The sequence below is a fragment of the Streptomyces sp. NBC_00388 genome, assembly GCF_036061255.1.
Classification (GTDB): domain Bacteria; phylum Actinomycetota; class Actinomycetes; order Streptomycetales; family Streptomycetaceae; genus Streptomyces.
Map to the genome: position 1 here is coordinate 1,309,353 of NZ_CP107948.1, position 15,331 is coordinate 1,324,683.

Annotated in this window: 15 protein-coding genes and 2 tRNA genes; 5 read left to right on the forward strand and 12 right to left on the reverse strand. The window is 71.5% G+C overall.

Annotation, left to right across the window (positions count from 1 at the left end; genetic code table 11):
• Positions 1-20 precede the first annotated feature (20 nt).
• Genes OG917_RS05945 through pgsA form a run of 3 tightly spaced genes read right to left on the reverse strand, consistent with a single transcriptional unit; the run spans position 21 to position 2,748 of the window.
• Complete coding sequence (locus tag OG917_RS05945) at positions 21-1,181, reverse strand: glycosyltransferase family 4 protein (protein ID WP_328316476.1); 1,161 nt, start codon at positions 1,179-1,181, stop codon at positions 21-23.
• Positions 1,178-2,080, reverse strand: a complete 903-nt coding sequence (locus OG917_RS05950) for a phosphatidylinositol mannoside acyltransferase (protein WP_328316477.1) — start codon at positions 2,078-2,080, stop codon at positions 1,178-1,180. The genes OG917_RS05945 and OG917_RS05950 overlap by 4 nt, the downstream gene beginning before the upstream one ends.
• Positions 2,077-2,748 carry a phosphatidylinositol phosphate synthase gene (gene pgsA, locus OG917_RS05955; protein WP_328316478.1) on the reverse strand — a complete coding sequence of 224 codons (672 nt, stop codon included), beginning with the start codon at positions 2,746-2,748 and terminating at the stop codon, positions 2,077-2,079. The genes OG917_RS05950 and pgsA overlap by 4 nt, the downstream gene beginning before the upstream one ends.
• 648 nt (positions 2,749-3,396) lie before the next feature.
• Here pgsA and OG917_RS05960 point away from each other — a divergent pair.
• The gene (locus OG917_RS05960) at positions 3,397-5,064 is read left to right on the forward strand and encodes a hypothetical protein (protein ID WP_328316479.1); all 1,668 of its coding nucleotides are present in this window, start codon (positions 3,397-3,399) and stop codon (positions 5,062-5,064) included.
• Positions 5,065-5,150: 86 nt separating this feature from the next.
• On the opposite strand, the gene OG917_RS05965 is transcribed toward OG917_RS05960, so the two are convergent.
• Complete coding sequence (locus OG917_RS05965) at positions 5,151-5,708, reverse strand: HIT family protein (RefSeq protein ID WP_328316480.1); 558 nt, start codon at positions 5,706-5,708, stop codon at positions 5,151-5,153.
• A 67-nt stretch (positions 5,709-5,775) separates the two neighbouring features.
• Here OG917_RS05965 and OG917_RS05970 point away from each other — a divergent pair, with 67 nt between their 5' ends.
• Complete coding sequence (locus OG917_RS05970) at positions 5,776-6,441, forward strand: potassium channel family protein (RefSeq protein ID WP_328316481.1); 666 nt, start codon at positions 5,776-5,778, stop codon at positions 6,439-6,441.
• A gap of 73 nt (positions 6,442-6,514) precedes the next feature.
• Here OG917_RS05970 and thrS read toward each other — a convergent pair whose 3' ends face one another.
• From thrS to OG917_RS05985, 3 genes are all read right to left on the reverse strand, one after another.
• A complete protein-coding gene (gene thrS, locus OG917_RS05975; protein ID WP_328316482.1) occupies positions 6,515-8,491 on the reverse strand; it encodes a threonine--tRNA ligase in 1,977 nt (658 codons plus the stop codon).
• A gap of 83 nt (positions 8,492-8,574) precedes the next feature.
• Positions 8,575-9,846 carry a hypothetical protein gene (locus tag OG917_RS05980; RefSeq protein ID WP_328316483.1) on the reverse strand — a complete coding sequence of 424 codons (1,272 nt, stop codon included), beginning with the start codon at positions 9,844-9,846 and terminating at the stop codon, positions 8,575-8,577.
• Positions 9,846-10,406, reverse strand: a complete 561-nt coding sequence (locus tag OG917_RS05985; protein ID WP_328316484.1) for a DUF4365 domain-containing protein — start codon at positions 10,404-10,406, stop codon at positions 9,846-9,848. The genes OG917_RS05980 and OG917_RS05985 overlap by 1 nt, the downstream gene beginning before the upstream one ends.
• Positions 10,407-10,588: 182 nt before the next feature.
• Here OG917_RS05985 and OG917_RS05990 point away from each other — a divergent pair, with 182 nt between their 5' ends.
• A complete protein-coding gene (locus OG917_RS05990; RefSeq protein ID WP_328316485.1) occupies positions 10,589-11,314 on the forward strand; it encodes a 3'-5' exonuclease in 726 nt (241 codons plus the stop codon).
• A gap of 63 nt (positions 11,315-11,377) precedes the next feature.
• Here the strand turns inward: OG917_RS05990 and OG917_RS05995 are convergent.
• The 3 genes from OG917_RS05995 to OG917_RS06005 form a co-directional block, all read right to left on the reverse strand.
• A tRNA-Val gene (locus tag OG917_RS05995) sits at positions 11,378-11,449 on the reverse strand.
• A 236-nt stretch (positions 11,450-11,685) separates the two neighbouring features.
• Positions 11,686-11,757: transfer RNA gene (locus OG917_RS06000), tRNA-Val, on the reverse strand.
• 54 nt (positions 11,758-11,811) lie between these two features.
• Complete coding sequence (locus OG917_RS06005; RefSeq protein ID WP_328316486.1) at positions 11,812-12,276, reverse strand: TIGR02611 family protein; 465 nt, start codon at positions 12,274-12,276, stop codon at positions 11,812-11,814.
• A 211-nt stretch (positions 12,277-12,487) separates the two neighbouring features.
• On the opposite strand from OG917_RS06005, the gene OG917_RS06010 reads away from it, so the two are divergent.
• Positions 12,488-12,901 carry an SsgA family sporulation/cell division regulator gene (locus OG917_RS06010; RefSeq protein WP_003959770.1) on the forward strand — a complete coding sequence of 138 codons (414 nt, stop codon included), beginning with the start codon at positions 12,488-12,490 and terminating at the stop codon, positions 12,899-12,901.
• A gap of 194 nt (positions 12,902-13,095) precedes the next feature.
• Complete coding sequence (locus tag OG917_RS06015) at positions 13,096-13,653, forward strand: CGNR zinc finger domain-containing protein (RefSeq protein WP_328316487.1); 558 nt, start codon at positions 13,096-13,098, stop codon at positions 13,651-13,653.
• 9 nt (positions 13,654-13,662) lie between these two features.
• Here OG917_RS06015 and OG917_RS06020 read toward each other — a convergent pair whose 3' ends face one another.
• Together OG917_RS06020 and OG917_RS06025 are read right to left on the reverse strand one after the other, a co-directional pair.
• On the reverse strand, positions 13,663-13,821 hold the full coding sequence (locus OG917_RS06020) for a hypothetical protein (protein ID WP_328316488.1): 159 nt from the start codon (positions 13,819-13,821) through the stop codon (positions 13,663-13,665).
• Between the two features lie 112 nt (positions 13,822-13,933).
• Positions 13,934-14,947, reverse strand: coding sequence for a LacI family DNA-binding transcriptional regulator (locus OG917_RS06025; RefSeq protein ID WP_328316489.1), 1,014 nt, complete (start codon positions 14,945-14,947; stop codon positions 13,934-13,936).
• Between the last annotated feature and the right edge of the window lie 384 nt (positions 14,948-15,331).

The window sequence follows — 15,331 nt, forward strand, 5'->3', positions numbered from 1 at the left end:
CGCCCGGCCCGGCCGACGAGTCAGTCCCTGGCCAGGCCGAACCGGGCGCGCAGGCTGACCCGTTCGTCGGTGTCGACCGATGCGGCCCCGTCCGTCACCGTCTCGTACACCGCCAGGATGTCCGCGCCCACGGTGGACCAGTCGAAGCGGCGCACATGCGCGCTGCCCCTCAGGCGCAGCCCCTCCCGGCGCTCGCTGTCGCCGAGCAGCCGCACGGCAGCCCCGGCCAGCGCGTCCGCGTCCTCGTTGGCGAAGAGTTCGCCGGCCTCGCCCTGGTCCAGGACCTGGGCGAACGCGTCGAGGTCGCTCGCCAGCACCGGCGCACCGGCCGACATCGCCTCGACGAGGATGATCCCGAAGCTCTCACCGCCGGTGTTCGGCGCGACGTAGACATCGACGCTGCGCAGCAGCCGTGCCTTGTCCTCGTCGCTGACCATGCCGAGGAACTCGACCCGCTGCCGCATCTCCTTGGGCAGTGACGCGACCGCTTCCTTCTCGTCGCCCCGCCCGGCCACCAGCAGCCGGGCCTCCGGGCACTCGGCGAGGATCTTCGGCAGTGCCCGCATCAGCACGGGCAGCCCCTTGCGCGGCTCGTCGATCCGCCCGATGAAGCCGATGGTGCCCCCCTGCCACTCGGGCCGGGGTTCGGCGCGTTCGAAGAAGGCGACGTCGACGCCGTTGGGGATGACGACCGCGTCGCCGCCCAGGTGCTCGACGAGGGTCCTGCGCGCGTACTCGCTGACCGCGATCCGGGCCGAGATCTTCTCCAGCGCGGGCTGCAGGATCGGGTAGGCGGCGATCATCGCGCGGGAGCGCGGGTTGGAGGTGTGGAAGGTCGCCACGATCGGCCCCTGCGCGGCCCAGCAGGTGAGCAGCCCCAGCGAGGGTGAGGTGGGCTCATGGATGTGGATCACGTCGAAGGTGCCGTCGTGCAGCCAGCGCCGGACCCGGGCCGCAGACAGGAACCCGAAGTTCAGCCGGGCGACCGAGCCGTTGTACGGGACGGGGACGGCCCGGCCCGCGGAGACCACGTACGGCGGCAGCGGTGTCTCGTCGTCGGACGGGGCCAGTACCGACACCTGGTGGCCGAGGCCGTTCAGGTGCTCGGCGAGGTCCCTGATGTGGAACTGCACCCCGCCCGGGACGTCCCAGGAGTACGGACAGACGATGCCGATCTTCACGAGGGCTCCTGACGGGGCTCCAGGTCGGCGAGCCAGAGGCGCTGGAGCATGTGCCAGTCCTCGGGGTGCTCGGCGATCCCGGTGGCGAAGGCGTCGGCGAGCGCCTGCGCCATCACCGACGTCTTCTCGGTGCGGGTACCCGAAGCGGGTACGCCGACGGGCGGATGGACACGGCCGCGCATGACCGGCGAGCCGTCGTACCAGAGCGTCACGGGCAGCAGCAGCGCTCCGGTCTGCTGGGCGAGCAGCGCGGGGCCCGCGGGCATCCGGGTCGGCTCACCGAAGAACTCGACCTCGACGCCCGAGGCGGAGAGGTCCCGGTCGGCGACCAGGCAGACGAGGCCGCCGTCCCGCAGCCGCCTGGCCAGCGTGCCGAAGGCGGAGCCGCCGGTGTGCGGCAGGACCTCCATGCCCAGGCCCTGGCGGTAGGCGACGAACCGGTCGTAGAGCGTCTCGGGCTTGAGCCGCTCGGCGACCGTGGTGAACGGCACCCCCAGCTCCGTGGTGACCCAGGCGCCCGCGAGGTCGTAGTTGCCCATGTGGGGCAGGGCGAGCACGACGCCCTTACCGGCGGCAAGACCGTCCTTGAGATGGTGGACGTCGTCGACGTCGAAGCCGTTGCGGACCCGGTCGGCGCTCCACGCGGGCAGCCGGAAGGACTCCATCCAGTACCGCATGTACGAGCGCATTCCGGCCTTGGACAGCTCGGCGAGCCGTGCGGGGCCCGCGCCGGGCACGACCCGGGCCAGGTTGGACTCCAGTCGCAGCACACTCTTGCCGCGCCGCTTCCAGACCGTGTCCGCGATGCGGCGGCCGAGCCCGGTCGCGACCGGTTCTGGCAGCTTCTTGACCGCGCCCCAGCCGAGTCCGTACAGGGCGTCCGTCAGCCGCTCCCTCATACCGCCTCGCCGCCGTGCGCGGAGGCTCCGGCGGCCGCGGCGTCCGCCTCCGCGGACTCCCTGCGTACGGTGACGACCCGCTGCACCAGGGTGATCAGGCTGCCCACCGCCACGATCCACAGGGCGATCGGCAGCAGGATCTGGATGCCGGGCACCCCGAAGGTGTGCAGCCCGGCGAGGCCTGCGGCGACCAGCGAGATGACGAGCCGCTCGGCCCGCTCGATCAGCCCGTTCACCGCGACCGGAAGCCCGATCGACTCGCCGCGGGCCTTGGTGTAGGAGACCACCTGGCCGCTCGCGAGGCAGAAGAGGGCGACCGCGCACATCAGGTTGTTGTCGCCGGTGCCCGCGTACCAGAGGGCGAAGCCGGAGAAGATCGCCCCGTCCGCGACCCGGTCGAGGGTCGAGTCGAGGAAGGCACCCCAGCGGCTGGAGATCCCGGCCTGGCGCGCCATGTTGCCGTCGACGAGGTCGGAGAAGACGAAGACGGTGATGACGATCGTGCCCCAGAAGAAATCTCCCCTGGGGAAGAAGACCAGCGCACCCGCCATCACCCCGGCCGTACCGATCAGCGTCACCGCGTCGGGGCTGACCCCGATCCGGAGCAGGAACGAGGCGAACGGCGTGAGGACACGCGTAAAGAATGCACGCGCGTACTTGTTCAGCATGGCCTTCCCGGGGGGTCGGTGAGCCGCGCGGCCCCATTGGCCACCCGGCGGGCCCATCGTAGCCAGGACCGCGGGCCTCCACCGCCGGGCCCTGTCCCGGCGGGTGGCGGAACGGCCGCGGGGCGGGCCCTGCGGCCCTGCCGGGGGACGCGCCGCGGGCCTGGTGGGAAGCCCGGCGCCCCCGGCGCCACGCACTCCGGCCCGGGGTCCGGCCCGGGGTCCGCGCCTCGTTCCTCACCGTGCGATGCCCCACATCACTCGGGAAGCGCCCGCGAAGCACCCGCCGGGCCTCCTGGGCGACGGTCCGGGCACACCCAGGAGCAGCCGGCAGACCTGCGCGCGGACCGGGCCGCGCGACCCGGTCCCCGGCGGCGACGGCCCCCGCGCCACGCCCGCGGTGTCCGGCGGCCGGCAGGGGCGCACACCGGCGCGTACCACCGGTGGCCAACGCCCGTCGGCCGCAGTGGTATCCGGCCGCGCGCCCCCGCGCGCCGGACAGCATTCGGTCGCCCCGTGACGCGCGGGGAGCGCCGCGGATACGCTGACGTCACGATCCGGACGGAAGGCGCAAGGGCGGCCCGGGTCCCGCACAGCAGGTGTGCGGGGCGCGGTAGTTGGGAACAGCCGCAGCAGCGGTTGGGTGCGGCGATGGGGGCAGCGGTGGCGAACGACGGATTCGATTTCATTCCCGGGGCACAGGTCCCGCTCCAGGGAGCAGCGGGCCAGACCGCCGCGACCCATGCCCTCGCGTCGGCTGCCTACCGGGACAGTTCGGTCGAGGAGATACTCAAAGCCAACAGCGAGTGGCACAAGACCGTGGTGAAGAAGGGCAAGTTCTCGCTCTTCGAGCCGAATCTGGGCGAGTCCTTCTCCCGTGCGGTCCAGGTGCGGATGCTCGGCGGCGGCCGGGCCGCGCTCATCCAGTCCTTCGGGACCGAGCCGCAGACCGTCGTGGAGCACTGCCTGGCCGCGACCCGTATCCGCAAGGAACGCGACACCCGGCTGACCATCGTGATGGCCCTCTTCGGACTCCTCTTCCTGCCCGGGATGCTGATCTGGCTCGCCGTCTTCCAGCTGCGGCGCACCCTGGCCGGCGCGCAGAACCGCAGCGCGGGGGCTCTGGGCACCGCACTGCTGGTGGCCGTCGGCGGGCTCGTGGTGCTCTTCCTCGTCAAGCTGCCGTTCGGCGGGATCGGCGCCATGTACCTGCGCGTCATGCTGGTCGCCCCCGTCATCGGCTGGGTGTGGGCCAAGCGGATCTGCGAGCGGACCGCCGTGGACCTGCGGTCCCGCTGGGAGGGCCTGCTCTCCGGCGGCGGCATCGGACCGAAGATCCCCGAGGCCGTACCGCGCAACCCGACCGAGACCGCCGCCGAACAGCTGCGCCAGGCCCTGGCCAGGCTGACCGCCGAGCAGCAGTCCAACTCGGTCTTCTACGCGGGCCCCAAGGGAATACTCGGCATGGGCACCCGCTGGGGCAGCTGGCAGCTCGCCGAGGAGCTGGTCCCCCGCGAGGCCGGCACGGAGATCCACGGCTTCCGCAGCTGGGACGTCATCCGGGCCATCCACGACCGGCTGCGGATGCTGGAGCGCGGTCCGCTGCACACCGGCGGCTTCCCCACCCCGTCCGTCAAGCACTGGATCGTGGCGCCCGTCGGCGAGAACGCGGGCGAGGTGAGCCGTCCCGACGGAGAGGACGTGGAGGCCTTCCAGATCAAGGGCCACGAGATACAGCGGATCTGCAACGAGCAGCAGTTCGGCAGCGGCAACCGCCACTACCTGGGCGTGCAGTTCACCCTCTGGGACGGGCAGCTGGTGATCACCATGATGATCACTGTGACGGTGCTCCACGAGACGCTGCGGATCGAGGTCACCGGTCATGCGCTCGGCCCGGTCCACCCGCTCTTCACCACCAAGCCCGCTGCCAAGACCAAGCAGGTCAGCAAGGCAGTCAGGTTCTGGGAGACACGGGACGTGAACCTGCCGCTGGTGGAGACACCTGAGGTGGTGCGACTGGCCGCGCGGGCCCCGCTGACCTGGTTCCCGCCCGTACTCGACTTCTGCGGCGGGAAGATCACGCTGCCCGAGCCGTTCGGGATGCGGCACGCCTGGGCCGACAAGCCGTGGCGGCACCGCTTCATGGCGGACGACGCGATGCGCGCGGCGACTCCGGTGCTGCGTGCCGTGCACGCGGCCGCGGTGCGCGTGCTGGACGAGCACGGCGTGAACACCGACTCCTTCACCAACCGCTCGATGGTCCTCAGCGGGCTGGTGCAGGACCCGACACCGCGCAAGGCGGACGTCTACGACGCCTGACGCCCGGCAGGTGCGGGGCCCGGCGGTCCGCCGGGCCCCGCACCTGCCGTGTCCGGGCTACGCCTGCGTACCGGTACGGCCGGAGCTCACACCGGCCAGGCCCGGGCGAGCATCCCGCGGGTGTCCGCGAGCAGCTGCGGAAGCACCTTGGTGTGCCCGACGACCGGCATGAAGTTGGTGTCACCGCCCCAGCGCGGCACCACGTGCTGGTGCAGGTGCGCGGCGATGCCCGCCCCCGCGGAGGCGCCCTGGTTCATGCCGATGTTGAATCCGTGCGCGCCGGACGCCGTACGCAGCGCCGTCATCGCCCGCTTGGTCAGCTCGCCCAGCTCGGCCGTCTCGGCCGCGTCCAGCTCCGTGTAGTCGGCGACATGGCGGAACGGCACGACCATGAGGTGACCGCCGTTGTACGGGTAGAGGTTGAGCACCGCGTAGACATGCTCGCCGCGTGCGACGACAAGACCGTCCTCGTCGGACTTCGACGGGATCGAGCAGAACGGACAGTCGTCTCCCGAGCCCGGCCCGCTCGGCTTGTTCTCCCCCTGGATGTACGCCATCCGGTGGGGGGTCCACAGGCGCTGGAACGCGTCCGGCGTCCCCACTCCGTTCTGCTGCTCCGGCTCACTCGTCATGCTGTGCAGCATATGACTTCCCCCGTTCGCGACGTGTCGCCGGGGCGCGGGCAGCGGCGGTCCCGGCGATGCTGGGCCGATGGACGTCCTGATTCCCGGCGAGCGGCTGCGCCGCTGGGAGGAGCGCACGGAGATCCCGCTCTTCGCGGCCGCACTGCTCTTCCTCGCCTGTTATGCGGTCCGGGTGCTCGCCCGGGGCGCCGACCCCCTGCTGCGGGACACCGCACTCGCCGTGGCCCTGGCGGTCTGGCTGGTGTTCGTACTGGACTACGCGGTGCGGCTCGTCCTCAGCGGCGAGCGGCTGCGCTTCCCGCACCGGCACCGGATGGACACGCTCGCGATGATCCTGCCGCTGCTGCGGCTGCTGCGGATCGTGCCGCTCTACAACGCGGTCCAGCAGAAGAGGGAGCAGCCCCGGCTGAATCTTCAGGCCCGGGTGATCGCCTACGCGGGGCTCTCGGCCGTACTGCTCGCCTTCGCCGGGTCGCTCGCCGTCTACAGCTGTGAGCGGTCCGCCCCGGGCGCCACCATCCGTACCTTCGGCGACGCCGTGTGGTGGGCCGCCGCGACGCTCTCGACGGTCGGCTACGGCGATGTGACCCCCGTGACGCCGCTGGGGAGGGTGATCGCGGTGGCCATGATGGCGTGCGGGATCGCCCTGCTCGGCGCCGTGACCGGGTCCTTCTCGTCGTGGCTGCTCCAGACCTTCCGGCGTGACGACGAGGAGAAGCCCCCGGACAGTTAGACCCTGTCCGGGGGCTCCCCCGCAGGATCCCGTCCGGGGGCTTCCCCCCGTCGCCGGGCCGTACCGCGAGCGGTCAGACCTGTACGCGGTCCGCGACGGCCTGCGCGATCTTGGCGATGGCGTCCGCCACCGGGATGCCGTTCTCCTGGGAGCCGTCGCGGTACCGGAAGGAGACGGCGCCGTTGGCCATGTCCTCGTCCCCCGCGATGATCATGAAGGGCACCTTGGCGCGCTGCTGGTTGCGGATCTTCTTCTGCATACGGTCCGACGAGGCGTCCACCTCGACCCGCAGCCCCTGCTTGCGCGCCGTGGCGGCGAACTCCTGGAGGTACGGGATGTGTGCGTCACCGATCGGGATCCCGACCGCCTGGACGGGCGCGAGCCAGACCGGGAACGCACCCGCGTAGTGCTCCAGGAGCACCGCGAAGAAGCGCTCGATGGAACCGAACAGGGCGCGGTGGATCATGACGGGGCGCTGCTTGGAGCCGTCCGGGCCGGTGTACTCCAGGTCGAAGCGCTCCGGCAGGTTGAAGTCGAGCTGGACGGTCGACATCTGCCAGGTGCGCCCGATGGCGTCCTTGCACTGGACGGAGATCTTCGGCCCGTAGAACGCGGCGCCGCCCGGGTCCGGGACCAGCGGCAGTCCCTGCTTCTCCGCGACCTGGCGGAGCGTCTCGGTGGCCTCTTCCCAGGCCTCGTCCGCGCCGACGAACTTCTCCGGGTCCTTGGTGGACAGCTCCAGGTAGAAGTCGGTCAGGCCGTAGTCGCGCAGCAGGTTCAGGACGAAGGTGAGCGTCCTGTCCAGCTCCTCGGCCATCTGCTCCTTGGTGCAGTAGATGTGCGCGTCGTCCTGGGTGAAGCCGCGCGAGCGGGTCAGCCCGTGCACGACACCCGACTTCTCGTACCGGTACACGGTGCCGAACTCGAAGAGCCGCAGGGGCAGTTCACGGTAGGACCGGCCGCGTGCGTCGAAGATCAGGTTGTGCATCGGGCAGTTCATCGGCTTGAGGTAGTAGTCCACCCCGTCGTCGAGCTGCATGGGCGGGTACATGCCGTCCGCGTACCAGTCCAGGTGGCCGGACTTCTCGAAGAGCTTGCCCTTGGTGGCGTGCGGCGAGTAGACGAACTCGTAGCCCTCCTCCTCGTGGCGCTTGCGCGAGTAGTCCTCCATGGCACGGCGGATGACGCCGCCCTTGGGGTGGAAGACCGCGAGGCCGGGGCCGATCTCGTCCGGGAAGGAGAAGAGGTCCAGCTCGTTGCCGAGCTTGCGGTGGTCGCGCTTGGCGGCCTCCTCAAGGAACTCCAGGTGTGCCTTGAGCTCGTCCTTGGTGGGCCAGGCGGTGCCGTAGATGCGCTGGAGCATCGGGTTCTTCTCGCTGCCGCGCCAGTAGGCGGCGGCGTTCCGCATCAGCTTGAAGGCGGGGATGAACCGGGTGGTGGGCAGGTGCGGACCGCGGCAGAGGTCCTTCCAGCAGAGGTCACCGGTCTTCGGGTCGAGGTTGTCGTAGATGGTCAGCTCGCTGCCGCCCACCTCGACATCCGCCCCGTCGTCCGCGGAGGCGGAGCCCTTGATCCCGATGAGCTCCAGCTTGTACGGCTCCGAAGCCAGCTCGGCGCGGGCGTCGTCGTCGCTCACCACACGCCGCGAGAAGCGCTGTCCGCGCTTCTGGATCTCCTGCATCTTCTTCTCGATGGCCTTGAGGTCCTCGGGAGTGAACGGCCGCTCGACATCGAAGTCGTAGTAGAAGCCGTCCTTGACCGGCGGACCGATACCGAGCTTCGCGTCGGGGAAGAGCTCCTGCACCGCCTGCGCCATCACGTGCGCGGTGGAGTGGCGCAGGATGTCGAGGCCGTCCTCGGAGGAGATGAGGACGGGCTCGACCTCGTCTCCGTCGGCCAGCGGGCAGGCCAGGTCCTTCAGCTCACCGGCCACCCGGGCCGCGACGACGGTGCGCTCGCCGGGGAAGAGCTCGGCTGCCGTAGTACCCGTCGTCACCACGCGCTCTTCCCGCTCGGAATCGCGTTGGATGACCACACGGACGTCTGACACCGGTCTCTCCTGACTCAGGGGTGCGCAGGCGGAGCGCCGCGCGCCTGAATCGTACCGAGACCGGGGTGTGGTTTGCGAAACGGTTACGGCCTTCCGTCCCCGCCACCGCCCGTGCTCTCCTCCGCGTCCGGTGTCCGCTCCCCCGCGCAGGCCTCCTCGAAGAAGTCGAGGTTCTCCTGGAGCGCCTTCATCAGCCGGTCGCGCTCCGCCTCGTCCACCTGCACGGGAGCCACCCCCTCGGCCCCGGTCAGCCTGCGGAATCCGCTGCGGCTCTCCAGCCTGCCGTGCACCCGGACCGGCAGTCCGACCAGATGCGCGTGGCCCGCGATGCGGTACGCCTCCTCGTCGAGCACCATCCGGACGTACGGGACCTCCGCCCCGGCCAGCACCCGCAGCCGCACCGTGCCGGGGCCGCCCGGCGCCGAGCGGCGCATCCGTACCACCGCGCCGGTGACCCGGACCGGGAGCGAGGGCTCCGAGCGCAGATAGCGTGCCCCGGCCGCCCGCAGCGCGGGCAGGTCGCCGGGCGAGAAGCCGACCGGTTCGGGCCTGGCCGCGCACCCCTCGGGCACCCCGGCCGCCGGCGCCCAGGCCAGTGCGACCGTCACCCCTTCGGTTCCCCGTACGAGCGCGACGACCGCCTCGGTCAGCTCGCGGCTCACCCCCGCGCGGACGGCGGCGTCGAACGCGTCCATCGCGCCGGTCGCCCGCTGGTAGTCCACCGCCTCCCTGGCGGCGTGCAGCGCGTGGTGCAGCCGGACCACAGCGGCCCTGCCCTGCTCCACCGGGACGAAGGCGGTGAGCCCGTGCCCGTCAGGGGCCGGGCCCGCCAGCACCCCGTCCAGCGCGGCGTCCGCCTGCCTGCGGTGGCGGGCCCCGTGGTAGCCGGCGTTGCGGGCCGCCGCCAGTGCGCCGGCAGTGAGCATCTGGCGTGCCGCGGAGCGCAGTTGCTCCTGGACCGTCCAGGGGGCGACCCCGGCGAGGCCGTCTGCCGTCCCCCGCGACCAGCGGATCTCGTCGCTGGGCACGGCGAGCGCGACCAGCACCTCGCGGGCCGACGGCGCGGCGCAGCGGGTGAGGGCGGTGAGCGCCTCGGCCAGCAGGTCCTCGCTGTCGGGGAAGGCGCGGCTCTCGGGCACGAGCACGCTCGTACCCCGGCCGGCGGGGCCGGGGGGCGTCCAGCGGGCATAGCGGCCGGCCGCGGCACCGCGGCGGAGCCAGCCGTGCCGGCCCAGGAGCGCGCCGAGGACCGCGGGGTCGACCCGGGCGGGATCGGGGCCCTCGCCGCCGTCCCGGACCCCCGGGGGGTCCACCGGGTGGGGACGTACGGGTTCGTCGAGCGGGCGGTGCTGCATCAGGGTCTCCCTCCGGCCCCGACACGGGTCATGATCTCGCAGAGTGCTCGGTCGTCGAATATCTGCGAGGTCGGGATCCGCACGGTGGTCCTGTGCCTGCCGGTCACCGGGTGGCCGGCCAGGTTGGTCCAGTAACAGCAGTGCCGCAGGTCGAGCCGGTCCGGGCCGGCCCGCAGCCAGTCGTCCCGGGTCCGCGGCACCAGCATCACGACGAGGATCTTGTGCACCGAGACCGGCGTACGGGCGAGCTTCACCAGATGGGCGTTGTCGAGCGTGAAGGAGAAGGCCGTACCCGGCGGGTCCGGGGCGATCTGGTAGGTGCACTTGAGCTGCACCTTGATCGTCACCTCGTCGTCCACGGTGTGGTCGGGGGCTCCGTGGCTCACGTGCCAGTCGATGCCGTTGTCCGGGAAGGGCTGGGACAGCGAACATCCCGACGCGGCCGCGACCGCGTGCAGATATCCCACCTGAAAGGTCTCCATACAGGCGGTGGTGGCGAGCGACCCGCGCAGCAGGCGCTCGGGCACCAGTGGGCCCCGTTCGGGCTGCGTGAGCGCCATGGCTGTGGTGTGCCTTCCGGACTGTGCCGACGCGTGCCGGCGGATTTCCCGGCGGCGGGCCGTCAATGTCCTTGCCCGTCACCTCTGTTGTCTCCGGTCGGCGTATGTCGCAAACAGCCGGGTATCACCGAATCGGGCAGATGTCGCACGCCATCTGACATGTGAGTGCGAGGAGTTGGGACATGCCGTGCTGGTTCGAAGGACCCCTGGCCGCTTTTGACACCGAGACGACGGGCGTGGACGTCGAGGACGACCGCATCGTGTCCGCAGCGCTGGTCGTGCAGGACACCGCGGGGGGACGGCCGCGCATCACCCGCTGGCTGGTGAATCCGGGGATCCCGGTCCCCGCGGGTGCCACCGAGATCCATGGTCTGACCGATCTCCATCTGCAGCGCAACGGCCGCTGGCCGGCCCCCGTCGTCGCGGAGATAGCCAGGGCCCTGGCCGAGCAGTGCGCGGCGGGGCGCCCCCTGGTGGTCATGAACGCGCCTTTCGATCTGACGCTGCTCGACCGGGAGTTGAGGCGCCACCGGGCCTCGTCGCTCGGCAACTATCTCGGGGAGTCGCCCCTGCGGGTCCTGGACCCGCGTGTCCTGGACAAACACCTGGACCGCTACCGCAAGGGCCACCGCACCCTGACCGATCTCTGCGCGCAGTACGAGGTGCGGCTGGACGGGGCCCATGACGCGGCGGCGGACGCGCTTGCCTCGCTTGAGCTGGTACGGGCGATAGGCCGCCGGTTCGCCGGCCGGCTCGAACGGCTGACGCCGGGTGAGCTGCACACGCTCCAGACGACGTGGCACGCGGCGCAGGCGCGCGGGCTGCAGGCCTGGTTCACCCGTCAGGGCACACCCGAGACGGTGGACCCGTCCTGGCCGCTGCGGCCCGAACTCTCCGTGGTGGCCTGAGCGTACGACGCGCATCCGGCACGCAAAAGGCCGGTCCGCGGTGACGGACCGGCCTTTTCCCGGTGGGCGATACTGGGTTCGAACCAGTGACCTCTTCGGTGTGAACGAAGCGCTCTCCCACTGAGCTAATCGCCCGGGAACGGACTGAACCATACAGGTCCCGCAGGGCCTGGTTCAAACCCTTGCGGATGGCACCGCCGCGGCCGGGACCCGCCGCTCACGCCGGGTCCGGCGCACATCTTGCCCCGCGCGTCTGCGCGCGCACCGGCGGCGGACGAACCGTTCCCGGACGGTCCGCGCCGGCCGGTGCCACGACGGGAACGCCGATGGCCCGGAGACTGGAAAGTCTCCGGGCCATCGGAACCGGACGGTGGGCGATACTGGGTTCGAACCAGTGACCTCTTCGGTGTGAACGAAGCGCTCTCCCACTGAGCTAATCGCCCGGGCGCAGGGAAAACATTACCGCATGCACCGGGCCGTTCCGGACCACCCCCGAGTCACCCGTGGATCTTCCACGGCGGCACGATCCCGAACTGCCGGAGGTAGAGCGCGAGCAGTACGGCGACGACCACCAGCCCGGCGGTCAGGAGGATCAGGTTCCGGCGCCGGACCCGGGGGTCGAGCGCCTTCCGCGCCGCCTCCGCCACCTTCCGCCTGGTCCAGCGGAGCACCAGCTGCGCCCAGACGAACTCGGTCGCCCACACCGCCATGCCACCGAAGATCACCAGCCAGCCGGGTCCGGGGAGCGGCAGCATGACGACTCCGGCGGCCACCACCGCGAGCCCCACGAGGAAGACACCCGCCCGCCAGCTCAGGCGCAGCACCCTGGACCCCTTGACGAAGTCCGGGGCCCGGGACCCGTGCACACCGTCCGGGGGCGTCTCCGGGCCGCTCACGGCCGCGACGCCTTCCCCGGAGCCCGCTGCGGCGATCCCGCCCCGGCCGTCACTCTCCGCATTCATGCGGTCCAACCTACTGGACCGGGGAGAGCCGGAGCCGGCCTGCCGGGCGTCACCCGTTTGCCGTAATCACCCAAACCCACACTCGGCCATACAGGCGACCTCAAGAGCCACAAATCGGTCAGAGGGGTTTACAACGGCACCGTAGGTGGCATGTCGATTTCGCCGACGTGCGAATCCCCGAGCGCACACTGAGCGAAAGGCCCTGGCGCTTATGAACACCACGGTCAGCTGCGAGCTGCACCTGCGCCTCGTTGTGTCGAGCGAGTCATCCCTGCCTGTACCCGCGGGCCTGCGGTATGACACGGCCGATCCTTACGCCGTGCATGCCACCTTCCACACCGGAGCCGAGGAGACCGTCGAGTGGGTCTTCGCCCGTGACCTCCTCGCGGAGGGGCTGCACAGGCCCACCGGCACCGGCGACGTCCGAGTCTGGCCGTCGCGCAGTCACGGTCAGGGCGTCGTCTGCATCGCCCTGAGCTCCCCGGAAGGAGAAGCCCTGCTCGAAGCCCCTGCGAGGGCGCTGGAGTCGTTCCTCAAGCGGACCGACGCCGCCGTGCCACCCGGCACGGAACACCGTCACTTCGACCTCGACACCGAGCTCTCGCACATTCTGGCCGAAAGCTGAGCCAGGCCGCGAGAGGCCCGGCGCCGTCCGACTCGGGGCGACGGCACCGCGCAGACAACGACATACGCCAGAAGCCGGGCGCCGTCCCCGCGGAATCCACCGCGGGGACGGCGCCCCGGTGTGCCCGGAGCCGGAGCGGCTAGAGTCGGCCAGCATCGGCGGGCGCCGGCCCGTCGCAGGCCAGGGAGCGCACCGTGCTGATCCCCCACGACACCCGGATCGCCCTCGACGTGGTGGTCGCCCTGGTGAACACCACACCCGAGGGCACGGACAGCGACCCGCTCGCCGGCACCGACGGGCTGTACGCCTTCGTGCGGGACCACGACCTGAGCGGCGTGGGACAGCTCGGCGAGGACGACCGGCGGGCCGTCATCGGGGTGCGCCGGCAGTTCGCCGAGGTGTTCGCCGCCCCGGGCCCCCATGCCGCCGCAGCGCTCGTCAACCGGCTCGTCGCCTCAGCGGGGACGACCCCGCAGCTCACCGACCACGACGGCTACGAGTGGCATGTCCACTACTTCGCCCCCGGCGCCTCGGTCGCCGACCACCTCGCGGCCGACGGCGGCATGGCGCTCGCCTTCATCGTGGTCGCCGGCGAGCAGGAGCGCCTGCGCCGCTGCGAGGCGCCGGACTGCGGTCACGCCTTCGTGGATCTCTCACGCAACCGCTCCCGCCGGTACTGCGACAGCCGCACCTGCGGCAACCGGCTGCATGTCGCCGCCTACCGCGCCAGACGGAAGGCGGCCGCGGGCTGACGTCCGCCCTCACAGCAGGAACAGGTCATGTACGGCCGCCATGAACAGCAGACAGCAGATCACCCCGAGGAAGATCATCAGAGGCGGCTGGGAGAGCGCGAAGAGACAGCCACGCGGCTCGGGGGCAGGGGTGGGGACGGCGGAACCGTCCCGGGAGGTATCCGGCATCTCGGGCCGATGATGACGCAGCGGAGCCGTTTTCGCCGACCAACACGCATATGCGGGCGGGCAGTTCGCTGGATCCCGTGACAGCCCGGCCGTACGTACGCCGGCCCGGACGTCAGTGCGGCAGGATGCTGGAGGCGCGGACGACGAGCTCGGGCTGGAGCATGACACCGCGGTGCAGGTGTTCGGCATCCCCCGCGTACCCGGCCTCCTCCAGGAGGAGTTCGGCCGCCATCCGCCCCATCAGCACCGCGGGCTGGCGTACCGATGTCAGCGGCACGGCGGCCGCGGCGGCGAACTCGATGTCGTCGTAGCCGACGATCGCCATCTCCTGCGGCACCTTGACGCCCGCCGCGTACAGCGACTGGAGCACGCCGAGCGCCAGCAGGTCGTTCACGCAGAAGACAGCTGTCGGGCGCGGCGCCAGGCCGACCAGCCGGGCGCCGGCGTCCCGGCCGGCCGCCACGTCGAGCCTCCCCGCGGAGATCTCCACCAGGGCCTCCGGCGGGAGTCCGGCCTCTTCGAGGGCGGCGAGCGCACCCTTCCTGCGGTCCTGGATCTGGCGCAGTTCGGGCGGTCCTGTGACGAAGGCGATCGAGCGGTGCCCCGCGGCGACGAGGTGGCGTACGGCCAGGGTGCCGCCGTGGACGTCGTCCACGGAGACGGCGCAGGAGGTGGCACCGGAGGCCACCCGGTCGACGAGCACGGACGGGATGCCGTGCCGGCCGAAGTCCTCCAGGGACCTGCCCGTGGGGTCGGCCGGGGTGACCAGCACTCCCAGCACCCGCTGTTCGGCGAAGAGCGAGAGGTAGGCCGCCTCCTCCGCTGGGCTCTGGTCGCTGTTGCAGACCATCACGCCGAGCCCGGCCCCGCGGGCGGCCCGTTCCGCCCCGCGGGCGATGTCCACGAAGAAGGGATTACCCATGTCGAGCACGAGCAGCGCGACGATCCGGCTGCTGCCCGCCCTCAACTGCCTGGCCGACTCGCTCCGTACGTAGCCGAGTTCGGCGATGGCGGCCTGCACACGACCGCGGGTCTCCGGCGAGACCGAGGCCGGCCGGTTGATGACGTTGGACACGGTGCCGACCGAGACGCCCGCGCGCCTGGCCACGTCCTTGATGCCTGCCACGTCTGTCCCACCTGCTGTACCTGGCTGTCCCGGGCCGGGATGCTGTCCGGCTGCCCGCGCGGAGTGCGCTCATCGTACGGTCGCGCCCCCGGCCGGGCGAGACGGACGGGCCCCGGGGCGCGGCGGACCCGTCCCGCACCGGTTCCCGACAGCCCTGCCGACTGTTCGGTGAATTGTTTCAAACCAGCTGGAAGCTAACCCTCGCCCCGGGCTCCGTCAAGGGTTGACGCAGCTGAGCACCGGTACTGCTCCCCTCGGGGTCCCTCCGGACTCTCCCCGCTCAGTGAATCGATTCATCGAGAAGGCCGGGGCATGTGCCGACTCTCCGCAGTGAGGGCTCGGCACCGCACCCGCGGGCGGCGCCCGGGCCGGGGCCAGGCCGTA

Bases quoted from the DNA above. Each gene is read 5' to 3' on its own strand.
- OG917_RS05950 (WP_328316477.1), bottom strand. From the start codon at position 2,080: ATGAGGGAGCGGCTGACGGACGCCCTGTACGGACTCGGCTGGGGCGCG.
- pgsA (WP_328316478.1), bottom strand. From the start codon at position 2,748: ATGCTGAACAAGTACGCGCGTGCATTCTTTACGCGTGTCCTCACGCCG.
- OG917_RS05960 (WP_328316479.1), top strand. From the start codon at position 3,397: ATGGGGGCAGCGGTGGCGAACGACGGATTCGATTTCATTCCCGGGGCA.
- OG917_RS05965 (WP_328316480.1), bottom strand. From the start codon at position 5,708: ATGCTGCACAGCATGACGAGTGAGCCGGAGCAGCAGAACGGAGTGGGG.
- OG917_RS05970 (WP_328316481.1), top strand. From the start codon at position 5,776: ATGGACGTCCTGATTCCCGGCGAGCGGCTGCGCCGCTGGGAGGAGCGC.
- OG917_RS05980 (WP_328316483.1), bottom strand. From the start codon at position 9,846: ATGCAGCACCGCCCGCTCGACGAACCCGTACGTCCCCACCCGGTGGAC.
- OG917_RS05985 (WP_328316484.1), bottom strand. From the start codon at position 10,406: ATGGCGCTCACGCAGCCCGAACGGGGCCCACTGGTGCCCGAGCGCCTG.
- OG917_RS05990 (WP_328316485.1), top strand. From the start codon at position 10,589: ATGCCGTGCTGGTTCGAAGGACCCCTGGCCGCTTTTGACACCGAGACG.
- OG917_RS06005 (WP_328316486.1), bottom strand. From the start codon at position 12,276: ATGAATGCGGAGAGTGACGGCCGGGGCGGGATCGCCGCAGCGGGCTCC.
- OG917_RS06010 (WP_003959770.1), top strand. From the start codon at position 12,488: ATGAACACCACGGTCAGCTGCGAGCTGCACCTGCGCCTCGTTGTGTCG.
- OG917_RS06020 (WP_328316488.1), bottom strand. From the start codon at position 13,821: ATGCCGGATACCTCCCGGGACGGTTCCGCCGTCCCCACCCCTGCCCCC.